Here is a 12750-nt window from a genome sequence, read left to right on the forward strand (position 1 = left end):
AGTAGCAGCGCTTCACCGAAGGCGTCGAGCTGGAATTGGTCGGTCACCCAATTGCCCGTCTTCACTGCCGCGCCGGGATAACCGGACAGATCCAGGTCCGCTTCGCCGGGCACGACGTCGCCGGTAACGCAATAAGCCGGCTTGAGGTTCGGTCCATCGGCAAGGACCCGCTCACTGACGAAACGGACCGCGTCGTCGAGCAGCGGGTAGCGGCCAGCGGCGGCGACTGCCTGGCCCGCGTAGCACTGGTCGCGAATCCAGCAATACCGATAGTCGAAGTTACGGCCTTGCTGAGCCCGTTCCGGCAGCGACATCGTCGCCGCAGCGACCATTCCGCCGCCGCGGCTCGTCAAGCCGCGAAGCACCGCGTATGCGGTCTGACTATCGAGGTCGGCCAACGTACCGGAAAACGCCGGAACTGCTTGCACCCAGGCCGCTTCAGTCTCGCGCCAGGCGTCGTTGGGTCGCACCGCGTCCTGAGTCAGCTCCCGGTCGGAGAGCTCCAAGATTAAGTCGTGGTCACGCCCCGGGGTAACCTCGACGATCACCTGCAGCGAGCCGTCGTCGCATTGCTGCGCATCACCGGCGCCGAACCACCGAAACCGGAGCTGGCCCGACCGTCCGGTCCATACCCCGTCGTCAAGCGACAGGTCGCACATTCGCTCGGTGCCGAAATCTGCTCGCACGTCGAGCGCGATCCGCATGCGCGTCGGCCGGTCGAGTGCGCTGATGCGGCGAAGCACTACCGCCGTATGCGGGTCCCCCGGGAATGCCAGCGCCTCGCGGGATTCGACGATCCCGTCGGTACTCACCCACCGCGACCGCCAGATCAAGGACCGGTCCTCGTAGCGCCCGCCCCAGACGAACCGCGGATGATCCGGGGCCACGACGTATACCCCTGCGCCGCCCAACAGTGTGCTGAACACTGCAGGACTGTCCCACCGCGGCAAGCACATCCAGCAGCAGTCACCACGCGGCCCGACGACAATTCCGCGTTCTCCGTCGGCAAGCAACGCATATTCTCGAAGTACATGCGGCGCAAGTTCTTCAGCCAGTACTCCTTGCTGCTCCATGGTGCCCCTTCGGTTCGCGCCGCCGTCGATTGTGGTCAATGCTGGGCATACCCGGTTTGCATTACGGGTAGACACCAGTTATGACTTCGCATGCCGCCGCACCCATTCCGATCGAATCGGTCGAAGCTTCTGCCTACAGCATCCCCACCGACGCGCCGGAATCGGACGGCACCTTCGCCTGGGATTCCACCACTTTCGTCCTGGTGACCGTCCGTGCCGGCGGCCAGGTCGGAACCGGCTATACCTATGCTGGCACTCCGGTTGTGACAGTGGTGCAGTCCAAGCTGGCGGACGTCATCAAGGGCGGCGACGCGCTGCAACCGCCTGCCCGCTGGGCTCAAATGCAGCATGCGGTCCGTAATTTGGGCAAACCGGGCGTGGTGTCCGAGGCGATCTCCGCTGTCGACATCGCGCTGTGGGATCTCCGCGCGCGGCTGCTCGACGAACCACTGGTGGTGGCACTCGGCGCTGTCCACGACGTCACACCGATTTACGGCAGCGGCGGCTTCACCTCATACGACAACGACGCGCTGCAAAAGCAACTCTGCGGCTGGGTGGAGGCCGGCATCCCCCGCGTCAAGATGAAAGTGGGACGCGATCCGGACGCCGACGTCGCCAGGATCCAGGCGGCACGCTCGGCGATCGGTGACGCGGCACAACTGTTCGTCGACGCCAACGGAGCTTATCACCGCAAACAAGCGCTGCTGTGGGCGAATCGCTTCGCCGAGTATGACGTTCGATGGTTCGAAGAGCCCGTGACGTCCGACGATCTCGACGGGCTGCGCCAGCTGTGCCGGCAGGGGCCGGCGGGCATGGACATTGCCGCCGGTGAATACGGTTACCACCTACCGTATTTCCGCGACATGCTCGCCGCCGAGGCGGTCGACTGCCTGCAGGCCGACGTCACCCGCGCCCTGGGAATCACCGGGGTGCTCAAAGTCGCCGCGCTCTGCGACGCGCGTGGCATGGACCTGTCGCTGCACTGCGCCCCGCAGATCAGCGGCCAAGTCGGAACTGCCGTGTGGCATCTGCGGCATCTGGAATACTTTCACGACCACGTGCGCATCGAAGGCATGGCGTTCGACGGCACTATCGACCCCGAACCCGGCGGCCTGCTGCGCCCGGACCGCACGTCCCCCGGCCACGGGTTGACCGTCAAGCAACCCGATCTCGACCAGTTCCGGGTGGCGTAGCGGTTCGCCAAGACCTGCCATTCGCGTTGCGGAACCGCTGTTACGCACCCAGGGCAGTGCAATGTGCGATGGGTGTACCGACCAACCGAAATTCCTCGGACTTGTCTATCTGAGGATCAACGCCTTCTTGGAAGACGACGATGATGTCGGAGCCGCCGAACTGGAAGTAACCGAACTCCTCGCCCTTGGCCATCTGCTTGTCCGCGACCGCGGTGAGCGTCACCGACGACACGTGCGCCATGCTCACCGTGACCACCGCGACGATGCCGATGTCGCCGTTGTCGGATTGTGCAGTGTCGATTGTGACCACTCCCCGAGTTTGGGGAACTCGTAACCGCTGGTAGTCCTGGTATTGACCGATATCGGTAGGCCAGTCTCAGAGCCGCGGATAAGTCGGAGTTCAACTGAGTGATCCTTGATGTGGTGTCGTACAAGATTTGCGTTCCCCGTTGTGAAAGCGACGCCCATCATCGCCGGCAGTGCCCTGCAGCCAAGTGCGAGCCACCCGCGGCACGGTGTAGGCGGCGACGGACTTCGCTACGAGATTGCGGAGCTCGATGAGCTTCGCCAGTTGACCACCGGCGGGAATAGGATGCTTCGCCACCAACGGCCGCCGCGCCCTCGCGACGCCTCCGGCCGCGAAGCAAGCGGCAACAGCCCCGCTTGTCAGTGCCAGGCGTCGCGAGTTGCCGAACGCCGCCCAACCGAGCATCGAGACGCTGTGTACCAGGTCCACCTCAGTGCTGAGCAACACACAGGCAGGGTCGGGTTGGGATGCCATCAGGAGTGCTTGCGTCAATTCCCGCGCCGCCAGCACACGGATAACCGCTCGCCGCTCCGTGGTCGGACGCCGGCCGGTCACTAGCCGCAGCAACGGATCCGGGGCGACCAGCAATGCCACCCCGTACCCGGCGCGCACGCGAGCGATCACGACGACCGTCGGCGGGAGGCACCCGTGGCCAATAGCACGCCTAGTCCCGCGGTGGCCGCGGCTGCCACCCGCGGGTGCTGGGACAACCACAACTGCGGGCTGTGAACGTGCGACTTCTGGTCGAAGATTCCGTGCGCGCCGTAATCGCTGCCGGGTCCCTGGTCGACCGGCTCCCACAAGTTGCTCGGCTGCTCGCCGTCGACCCGGTCACTGGTCTGCTGCGACTCATATCCGGTGCGGCCGAGGTAGCGATCGAGCAGCGGAGCAATGAATTTCTGTGCCAACAGCGTGACCGCGGTGCTGTCGCCGACCCAATACTGCTTGCGTTCCGGATGGTCGGCGGCATAGACGACGCCGCGCGCAGCGACTTCGGGTTGATAGATCGGCGCCACCGGCTCCGGGTGCCGCGGCAGTCGGGACAGCACCCAGGAAAACTGCGGAGTGTTGACCGCGGGCATCTGCACCACGGTGATCCGCACCCTGGAACCTTCGTGCAACAGTTCGCAGCGCACCGATTCGGTGAACCCGTTGACGGCGTGTTTGGCGCCGCAGTATGCCGATTGCAGCGGAATCGAACGCTGCCCCAGCGCGGAGCCGACCTGCACGATGGTGCCGCTGTTGCGCGGACGCATTCTGGCGAGCGCCACCATGGTGCCATGCACGAACCCGAGGTAAGACACCTCGGTCACCCGTTTGAACTCTTCGGCGGTGATTTCGCTGAACGGTGCGAACACTGAGGTGAAAGCGACGTTGACCCAGACGTCGATGGGTCCGAAGTGGGCTTCGACCTGATCGGCAGCGTTGGTGACGGCCGAATAGTCGGCGACGTCGGTCGGAATCGCCAGCGCCTTGCCGCCGCCGGATTCGACGTCGCGCGCGGCACCGTCCAGCCCGGCGGCGCCGCGGGCAAGCAGAACGACGTTGGCGCCGCGCTGCCCGAATTTTTGTGCGGTGGCGCGGCCTATGCCGGCGCTGGCTCCCGTAATCACAACGGTTTGTGTCACAACCATTCCTTTCGTTCGGTTAAGGGTCGTGCGCCTAGCAGCTCACCGCCGGGCGCCGGAAACGCGATCAACGGCTACGTCGTTGCTGGCCTTTCCGGAAACCATCTGTTCGGCGAGCCGCGAGGCCAACGCCATGATTGTCAGCGCCGGATTAGCCGATCCTTGGGTCGGACATACCGAGCCGTCTGCGAGGAAGAGATTCGGCACGCCCCACACGCGCTGATTGGAGTCGACCACCGATTCCTCTGGGCTGGTGCCCATTCGGGCGCCGCCGATCAGGTGGGCGAAGCGCTGGATGGTCAGTACGTCCTGGGCGTCGGCTGCGTGCAGGATCTCTCCGATTACCTTTTTGGAGTACGCCATGTTGGCCATGTCGTTGTCGCAGAGGCTGTAGTCGAATCGTGCGACCGGGATGCCGTAGGGGTCGATCTCGTCGGCCAGAGTGACCCGATTGTCCGGCTGCGCCAACAGTTCGTTGAGCACACCGACGGTCGCCCAGTGGTTGTAGTCACGCATGTACTCCCGCAAGGCGCGGCCCCAATGCCCGTCGGCGAGCACGTGTTCGGCCCAGCCGATGGGCAGCGGCGAAACGGTCTGGACAGAAAAGCCACGGGCAAATCCGCGCGAGGCGTCGGTTTCATAAAATTGTTCGGATGACACCTCTGGTGGCGGCGCTTTGTACATCCGGAGCTCGTCAGACCACCGGCCCGCAGACTGCGTGGCGCCTTGCACCATCACATAGCGTCCGACCTGGTCGTCGTTGTTACCCAGCCCGTTCGGGAAGCGGTTGCTCACCGAATTCAGTAGCAGGCGCGGCGTTTCGATGGAATAGCCAGCAACCGCAGCGGTCCTGGCCCGTTGCAAGCGTTCGGTGCCGCCAGCCTCGTCGTAGTAAATCACTCCTCGCGCGGTGGCGGTGTCGTCGAGTTCGACGCGCGCGGCCATGCAGTTCGCCCGGATCTCCACACCGTGGGCCAGCGCATCGGGCAGATGGGTGACATACGGGCTGGCCTTCGCGTTCACCTTGCAGCCCTGCAGGCAGTATCCGCGGTAGATGCAGTGCGGGCGGTTACCGAAGGTACCGTTGACGATGCCGACCGGCCCGACCCGCATCTCGATGCCGAGCTGATGCGCGCCACGCCAGATCTTCGCGGCCGCGCCCGAAATCGGATGCGGCGAGAAGGGATAACGGTGCGGGTAGCCCCAGGGCCAGTTCTGACCGGCCACCGGTAGTTCGGCCTCGATGCGCTCGTAGTGACGGCGGATGTCTTCATAGCGAATCGGCCAGTCCGCTCCCACCCCGTCGAGCGTGTAGGTCTGTAAGTCACTGGGATGGAACCGGGGACAATAGCCGGCGTAGTGGACCATCGAGCCGCCCACTCCGCGCCCGGAGTTGTTCTTGCCCAACTCAATCGGGTCTGCGCCGCCGATGATGCGTTTCTGCGTCCAGTACAGGGCGTGAGAGCCGGCCTCGTCGGAGACCCAGTCCTCGTCGGGGTGCCAGAACGGACCGGCCTCGAGAATCACTATCCGCCAGCCTTCGCGCGCCAGGCGTTGCGCCAGCACCGAACCGCCGGCACCAGCCCCGACGACAACAAGGTCGACCTCGTCGTCGTCTCGATAGCGGCGCATCGTTTTCTCACCTGGAAGGTCGCGCGAGTGCACATCGAGCAAATAACGAGAATCGTTGTCGCGCGGGCCAATCGCCCCTTTGAGCAGACCACGCCACAAATCGCCCATCACAGCTCACCGTCCTCGACCATCTCGACCGGATCTTCGGCGGTGGCGCCGCGGGTTTCGAACGGTTCGCGCACCGCGGCCGAGCCGGTGGCACCGCCGAGGCGCATGAAACCGCGCGGGTAAGCGGGACCGCCGAACCCGATTTCGTTCCACGCCCACGGATGGGAGTAGAAGCCCGACAGCACCATCCGCATGCACACCGACCACGCGCGGCTGACGTTGAGCCGCCCCCATATTCCGCCTTGCAAGCAGCCCTTGGAGAACTGGTCGAGGATCGCTTCGCGCGTAACCTGCTCAGCGGCGGCAAACGACGCCTCGTCGTAGTGATAGCGCGCAGTCTCGTCGAGGGCGCGCAGCACCAGCCGCCAGGTGTCCCGGTCGTCGGGCATGTCAACGTATTGGTAGCCGTCCAGGCGCCCGGCGGCGAGCTTGTCGTCAATGAATTCGGCGACCGGTACCCGCGGCTGCCTGTCCTGCACCAGCACCGTGTCACAGAACGCGCGCAGGCACGGTTCCTCGTCCGCGGTGAAGAACTTCAGCGGACCGGGTGACTCCAGCCGCGCCAGCACCACCTTCTTGGTGGCCTCGTCCCATGAGTCGACCGTCTCGAGCACGTCGTAGTCGGGGTAGCGTCCGATCATTTGTGGGGTGATGCCGCGGCGCTGTTTCGGAAGCCAGGACGGGTGCGGCGGTTGGCCTCCCGGACGCAAGTTCGGCAGATGGTCAGGGCGTGACGTGTCGGCCATCGTGGTTACCGCTGCCGATCAGCGTTCGCGGCGCAAGACCGCGGCCAGCAGCCCCATCGCCCCGACGATCGTCATCAATCCGGGCGCCACAATCGGCGGCCCCATCGGGACGTTGTAGGACGCCTGCTTCCAGCCGCCCGGCCTACGTGCGACCCCGCGGGCGTGCAGATATTCCCCTAGAAGCCCGTTGGCGGTGTAGACGGCGGCGGTGATCGGCAGCCACACCTTGGCCCACCGTCGCGAGAACGCGCCGCCGATTCCCGCGACGACCACCGGGGGGGTCACCACAATGGGGCTCCACATCCATTTGTTGCCGAAGCTGGCCTTGTAGTGCTCGAGGTAAATCTCCGCAGTGGTGACAGCGGCCGCAAATGCCGTCAGCGCCGATAGCGACCGTTCGAAACGGCCATGAGAGACGTCGTAGAGGGCCCGGTCGACCAGGTGTTCAGCCTCGCCGATCCACTCACCATGGCTGCCGGCGATGCCGCCTTTTCGCCGTCCGCCGTTGCCTAGCAATAACATTTCAGTTCCTTTCTCGTCGCTTTCCTGCCTACGTGTCCGGCTTCGGTCAATGGCTTCGAAACGAAATCTGGCGAACTGTTTGTTGGCACAGCCGCGTCACCCGGCCCTGCACGCCATGACGAACGCGCCAGCCATTTCGTTAGCTCGTGAGAATGCGAATTGCGGTGGTGCCTTCCCGGCGATGCGCGCTTAACTGACCACCGGACGGTCAGGGGCAATCGCTCGCCGGGTGATCCGCATGTATTGCCGAAGCGGCCGCACGCGAGCAGTTGCTCACAAAGATAGTCCGACGCCATCACCATCGGCCCGCCTCGCTCCTGAATGAAATACGCTGTGCCAGCCCACGGCGCTCAGACAAAGGTCCGAGGTGGCCGTATTAGAGAACTGGAAGCGCTCAGCTGCGTATTTCAACCGAAGCGGCCCGACAACATGTGCATGCGTCGCGGCCTTGCGCGGCTTCCAACTACCCGGTCGCCGGTCGCGCTAAACCACGGATGTTTGAAGAAATCTCAACGAATCGGAACTTGCGGCGACTGGACCGAGCGTGAAGTTCTCGCCTGCTGCACCGCAACGTTTTTCGAAGCGGTCGAGAACGCTGGCACACCTCACCAAGCTCTGCTCGAGCGGATACAATAATCAGCAATCGCACATGACATCGCCGCAGAAGCGCATCGTGCAGCCGCCCCCAACGATCGCGCAGAAGCCTTCCGGTTAGCCAATCCGGTGGGCCGCCCCGAGGTATCTGCACCGCGAACGCTTCCGCAGCTTCTTCGGATATTGGGCGTCAACGATAAGCCAGTCACCACGCAATGGCGTGCGATCATGGCGTGGCTTGCCGACAACCAGCTCACCCGCCAGCTATGGATAAGCATGCTGGCCAACGGCTACGGGGTCATCATTGAGCGGACGACTCCCTGGTTTTACCGTCCCATCCCATATCGGCGCATCACCACCGCCTCAGGTACAAAAGCTCAGATGCTGCTGAATTGGTGGGACTGTCCCTAGCTCCTCTTTCAAGCCACGAGTGTTCGGGTCCTTATTGTGAGGTCTTCGCTCAAGGGTGCAAAGACGACCTCGGGTAGGCGGCGTTCAAGGCGCGCAATGCTTCGGTGTTGGCATCACCGGCATTGACGCCTTTGCGGTAGGGAGCCCTGACTAACGCCATCGAGACGAATCTAAATCAACAGCGATGCAGCGCAGGGCAATCGCCAACTCGCTCGCCCACGCCATGACCGCCTCGGTCCACTGCGCATTCTCCGAATCGCCGCGCTGCCGCCCGAATCTCAATGCGGGCAGCGCAGCGGGTTTGTCATCCTAGGGAGCCGCGGTGATCGATGTTTTGCTGTCTTTCAAGTTCGCGGAGCCGTCTTGCTTCCCTAGACAGCAAAGCCAGTCCTGCGCCGAACGCCAGCAGCGAGATGACGACTGCGGCAATTGCTGCTCCAACCTGTCGGTGAGCGAAGCTGACCAGGCAGATGGCGAGCGCCGCCACACCGACCGCGACGAGCAGCACCCCGGAGGCTTTAGCCGGGTTTTTCAACGTTTGCCCCACACGTGGGCGGCTGGTCCGTTGATGGTCGAGCGGGTCACGTGAGGCGCGTCCCATAAGTCATTCCTCTGCTGGTGGTGCGTGCTGCCGTTTATAGTTTGTATGTGTAACGGGCCTATCTAGCCTCTAGCCGCCCCATTTGCCAGCTTCGGCCTGATCTCGGGCACGCATGGCTGTGGTGTTGGTTTGGTGGGTGCCGGCCATGGCGTGGTAGGCGCGCACCAACTCGCTCATGGCCTGATTCCACTGGGTTTGCCCCGCCGCAGTCTGCAGCGACACCGGATAAGCCGCTGGCGGCACCACCGCCGTAACCAACGGAGCGGCATCCCCCTGCGCGGATGCCAACCGAGCCGTCAACGCCTGCACCGCAGCGCTAGCAGCCGTCAGACCCTCAGGAACAACTCGCAGCCCCATACCAAATAGCCCTCCCGAATCACCGCGCCACCAAAGGCCCAGTCACGTCATCGACCTGGACAGTTGGCGCCCCTAGGCCCCAATAAAAGTCAACGACTTCTACAACCGCAGACACCCGAACAACTAGCGTGCTGAACCGCATATACGGCGCTTTACCGTAAGCTCCATGTATTCGTAAAAGGAAAAGTCCTCCCTGTCGCTAATCAAGCCTTGGGCAGCTTCGATCTACACATCACGGTGGATCGGTGACGGAGCAAGTCTGGTTCCTTCGTCGGGGATCGACGAGGCCAGCCCGGTGTGGTCTAGCACGCCGGGTGCTGCCGCCGCACACCGGGATGTGCATCATGCCAGCGGTTTTCGATCCGGCGGACCCGCCGGTGCTCGGCCGTGAGCCACACCAGTCCGAACGTGACCGCGACGATTGCGATCGCGGCGGTGCTCATCCCGGGCCTGTCGTGCCCGGTGCCGAACGCGTCAAGGCACCCCACGAACGCGATCACGCCAACCGCAACCAATAGATAGCCGGGCCAGGTCGCAACGTCGATCATCGACTCGCCCGCATGTAACCGCGTCGTTCTCAAATGGTCGATGGGGTCATGAAAGGTGTCACCCATGGCTGCTCCTTTCCCATCATTCCGCTGCTCGTTGCCTAGGCCCTTTATAGGGCCTCACACCTGGCTGTGCTGGCGGCCTCCCCGCGCTTCGAACAGCGTCTACGGCCACGATAAATCCACTGCACCTTTATTGTCCAAGACATATACCGTCTTCTAACATATGCTGTGGATATGCTGGACCCGGAGATGCGGTTGCTCCGCTACTTCGTCGCCGTCGCCGAAGAGCGGCACTTCGGTCGCGCCGCCGAGCGACTGCACATGGCCCAACCCCCGCTAAGCCAGCAAATCCGCAACCTGGAACGCCAGCTGGGAGTCGAGCTGATCGATAGAACGCGACGACCGATCGAGCTGACCGACGCCGGCCAGGCCGTGTTCACGGAAGCTCAGCTTTGCCTCGTGCATGGCCGGCGCGCGTTCGCGGCCGCACGCCGTGCGGCAACCGGCCGGCTCGGATACCTGCGCATCGGCGCCCTGGAGGGTGCCGTCGACGGGGTGTTGTCCTACGTCATGCGCGTGCACCGACGCGAAAGTCCCGACGTCAAGCTCGAACTCGAGGAACTGAGCACCACCGACCAAATCAGGCAGCTCATCGAGCACCGGCTCGACATCGGATTCCTGCGCGGCCCGGTCGACGAACCGACACTGAGTGTGGAAACCCTGATCGAGGACCCGCTGGCCGCCGTGATCTGCGACGACCATCCCCTCCTGGAGCACCACCGGATCGCCCCGGCGCTGCTCGCCGACGAGCCGATCATCCTGTGGGCACGATCAGCCGCTCAGGCCACCTACACCGACGTTGTCGAGCTGTTTCGCCAGCACAACATCCAGCCGCCAATCGCCGACGAAATCGCCCGGATTCAAACCATCCTGGCCCTCGTCGCTTCGGGCGCCGGGATCGCGCTGCTGCCCACTTCGTTCATCAACCTCAACCGTCACGGGGTGCAATTTCGGCCGTTGTACGAACCACTCCCGCATCGCCCACTGGCGCTGGCCTGGCGAGCCGGCAACCAATCACCGAGCCTTGACTGCTTCATCGACGTAGCCCGACGCACCTCGACGTACTACCTGCACGACCTCACGCTGCGATATCCCCAGCTTCGTGCTGATCAAAGGGGCGGTCCGCCTGATGGTTTGGCGTGTATGCGGCGAGGGTAGCCGACCTATCAATGGAGGAGTGAACAGGTAGAGAGCCGATGGCACCGCGCGTTTCGATCCGATGGATTGCACACACACCAACCGGCCGCGTGCCGGGATGGCGATGCAGGACAATGGCGAATTTACCGGCTTCGTGCCTATGGGCTTGGCCGTTATGGGCGTGATGGTGTGCGTGGCACACGCTGTGCTATCGAGCGGAGGCTCGCTGTCCGGTCCCATTAGCTCCAGAATGAAATGCGCTGTGTCAGCCCCGGCACTCGGACAGAGATCCGAGGTGGCCGTATAGAGAACTGGAAGCGCTCAACTGCGTATTTCAACCGAAGCGGCCCCGACAACATGTTGCATGCGTCGCGGTCTTGCGCGGCTTCTGACTACCCGGTCGCCGGTCGCGCCAAACCACGGATGTTTGAAGAAATCTCAACGAATCGGAACTTGCGGCGACTGGACCGAGCAGGAAGACCCGGTGCACGTCCGCCCCCAAGCCGGCCCCCATAAAGCAAGTGCTGCACCATAACTCGACGAGCAGCGGATCAGAAGCCGGATGAACTGGCCATTGCTGCTCGGTGATGGCCCCTTATAGTCGTGGCGGGTTGAACGCGACAGTGGTCTGGCGAGCGTTAGCCGAACTGAGGACTGCCCTCATGGGCAATTTGCAGCGTCAATCGCTCGACTCCGATCGTTGCCACCGATCCGACTCGGCAACCGATGGCATCGCCACATCAGCCAACGCATGTAATGGGCCATGCTGCTCCAACTGAACGTGCGCAGCGGATGCCTGCAGCTAGGATGCCTCCGTGCACACGATGCGCATCCGGGAAGCGGCCGCCCTGCTGGGAGTCAGCGACGACACCGTCCGGCGATGGATTGACTCCGGTAAATTGGCGGTCGGCTACGACGAAACTGGCCGGAAAGTGATTGCTGGGCATGTTCTGGCTGAGTTCTGGCGCACGAACAGCCCCCAACTTCCAGCCAATCCGCTCGGTATCGCCAGTTCAGCACGCAACCGCTTCGTCGGCTTGGTCACCAGAGTGGTCACCGATAAGGTGATGGCCCACGTTGAAATGCAATGTGGCCCCTTCACCGTCGTTTCCCTGATGAGCACCGAATCTGCACGCGAGCTGAAACTCGAACCCGGCAGTGTTGCTGTCGCAGTCGTCAAGGCCACCACCGTCATCGTAGAAACACCTGGCCTGGCTACGTAGCGCGTCGGCAAGCGAACTGGGCAGCGACTAAGACAAGTTGGCTCTCGCGCGTTTACCCGAACAGCGCTGCCATCGGAAGCGATGTCGCGAGTGTGTTCAGGTCTGTCGACCATTCCAGGTGCCCGGCACCATCGGCATCGTCGGACCGCTGCCGAATTCGTCGGGGGCCAGCGTGGTCAGCCCTGCCGCCTGGGCACCGCTGTCCTTGCCAATTGTGCCGGCGAAGCCCAACACGCCCGCGCTCTGCTCGGACGGCGCATAGTCATCGGCCGACGGCGTGGCCCGATCAGCGCCCGAACGGATTTCCGGCTCGAGGTACTCGTAGCGGTGACCGCGGTCGATGATTGATCGCCGACTTCGCCGCGGCCGGGGTCGCTCGGCAGGCGCCACTGCTGTGACTGCCGCCGCCGCGGCGCTATCGGAGGCCAACGCGTTCGCCCTCGACTTAGCTTGGCCGGAAACAGTCGACTCGACGTAGCCACTACTGATCAAATAAGCGAAACCTTGCGCGTCCGCGATCGGCGGCGGGGTGGCGGGAGCGGGGGGCGTGGGGGTGGCCGCGGCCGTCGTGCCGGGCAGCGGCGCTGGAGCCGAGGTCGAGGTCGGG

General features: G+C 63.8%; 14 protein-coding genes and 1 pseudogene. 5 read left to right on the plus strand and 10 right to left on the minus strand.

The window, feature by feature from the left end; translation table 11 throughout:
- Positions 1-1073, minus strand: a 1073-nt coding sequence (locus tag WA317_RS11750; RefSeq protein WP_425173194.1) for a glycoside hydrolase family 15 protein, incomplete at its 3' end; no start/stop codon positions are given.
- Positions 1074-1153: 80 nt separating this feature from the next.
- Here WA317_RS11750 and WA317_RS11755 point away from each other — a divergent pair.
- On the plus strand, positions 1154-2266 hold the full coding sequence (locus WA317_RS11755) for an enolase C-terminal domain-like protein (protein WP_425173195.1): 1113 nt from the start codon (positions 1154-1156) through the stop codon (positions 2264-2266).
- Positions 2267-2306: 40 nt separating this feature from the next.
- On the opposite strand, the gene WA317_RS11760 is transcribed toward WA317_RS11755, so the two are convergent.
- The 6 genes from WA317_RS11760 to WA317_RS11785 form a co-directional block, all read right to left on the minus strand.
- The gene (locus WA317_RS11760; protein ID WP_425173196.1) at positions 2307-2576 is read right to left on the minus strand and encodes a phosphatidylserine decarboxylase; all 270 of its coding nucleotides are present in this window, start codon (positions 2574-2576) and stop codon (positions 2307-2309) included.
- Positions 2577-2666: 90 nt separating this feature from the next.
- Positions 2667-3185 (minus strand): hypothetical protein, encoded by a 519-nt coding sequence (locus tag WA317_RS11765; protein ID WP_425173197.1) that lies wholly within the window; start codon positions 3183-3185, stop codon positions 2667-2669.
- Positions 3186-3193: 8 nt separating this feature from the next.
- Positions 3194-4201 carry an SDR family oxidoreductase gene (locus WA317_RS11770; RefSeq protein WP_425173198.1) on the minus strand — a complete coding sequence of 336 codons (1008 nt, stop codon included), beginning with the start codon at positions 4199-4201 and terminating at the stop codon, positions 3194-3196.
- A 42-nt stretch (positions 4202-4243) separates the two neighbouring features.
- Entirely contained in the window at positions 4244-5941 is a 1698-nt protein-coding gene (locus WA317_RS11775) for a GMC family oxidoreductase (protein WP_425173199.1), read from the minus strand.
- Positions 5941-6687: a gluconate 2-dehydrogenase subunit 3 family protein gene (locus WA317_RS11780; protein ID WP_425173200.1), complete on the minus strand. Its 747-nt coding sequence runs from the start codon at positions 6685-6687 to the stop codon at positions 5941-5943. Before WA317_RS11780 ends, WA317_RS11775 begins: the two co-directional genes overlap by 1 nt.
- A gap of 18 nt (positions 6688-6705) precedes the next feature.
- Complete coding sequence (locus WA317_RS11785; protein WP_425173201.1) at positions 6706-7209, minus strand: hypothetical protein; 504 nt, start codon at positions 7207-7209, stop codon at positions 6706-6708.
- Positions 7210-8031: 822 nt separating this feature from the next.
- On the opposite strand from WA317_RS11785, the gene WA317_RS11790 reads away from it, so the two are divergent.
- Together WA317_RS11790 and WA317_RS11795 are read left to right on the plus strand one after the other, a co-directional pair.
- The gene (locus tag WA317_RS11790) at positions 8032-8214 is read left to right on the plus strand and encodes a hypothetical protein (protein ID WP_425173202.1); all 183 of its coding nucleotides are present in this window, start codon (positions 8032-8034) and stop codon (positions 8212-8214) included.
- A gap of 322 nt (positions 8215-8536) precedes the next feature.
- Positions 8537-8803: a hypothetical protein gene (locus WA317_RS11795; protein WP_425173203.1), complete on the plus strand. Its 267-nt coding sequence runs from the start codon at positions 8537-8539 to the stop codon at positions 8801-8803.
- Positions 8804-8884: 81 nt separating this feature from the next.
- Here the strand turns inward: WA317_RS11795 and WA317_RS11800 are convergent, their stop codons facing one another.
- Together WA317_RS11800 and usfY are read right to left on the minus strand one after the other, a co-directional pair.
- Positions 8885-9172, minus strand: a complete 288-nt coding sequence (locus WA317_RS11800) for a PE family protein (RefSeq protein WP_425173204.1) — start codon at positions 9170-9172, stop codon at positions 8885-8887.
- 302 nt (positions 9173-9474) lie between these two features.
- A complete protein-coding gene (usfY, locus tag WA317_RS11805; protein WP_425173205.1) occupies positions 9475-9786 on the minus strand; it encodes a protein UsfY in 312 nt (103 codons plus the stop codon).
- A gap of 171 nt (positions 9787-9957) precedes the next feature.
- Between usfY and WA317_RS11810 the strand changes: the two genes are divergently transcribed.
- Together WA317_RS11810 and WA317_RS11815 are read left to right on the plus strand one after the other, a co-directional pair.
- Entirely contained in the window at positions 9958-10941 is a 984-nt protein-coding gene (locus WA317_RS11810) for a LysR family transcriptional regulator (RefSeq protein WP_425173206.1), read from the plus strand.
- A 794-nt stretch (positions 10942-11735) separates the two neighbouring features.
- Entirely contained in the window at positions 11736-12143 is a 408-nt protein-coding gene (locus WA317_RS11815; RefSeq protein ID WP_425173207.1) for a TOBE domain-containing protein, read from the plus strand.
- Positions 12144-12239: 96 nt separating this feature from the next.
- Here WA317_RS11815 and WA317_RS11820 read toward each other — a convergent pair.
- Positions 12240-12750, minus strand: a pseudogene (locus WA317_RS11820) (PPE family protein); the annotation flags it as partial.

The sequence above is a fragment of the Mycobacterium sp. genome (assembly GCF_049802695.1).
Taxonomy (GTDB): domain Bacteria; phylum Actinomycetota; class Actinomycetes; order Mycobacteriales; family Mycobacteriaceae; genus Mycobacterium.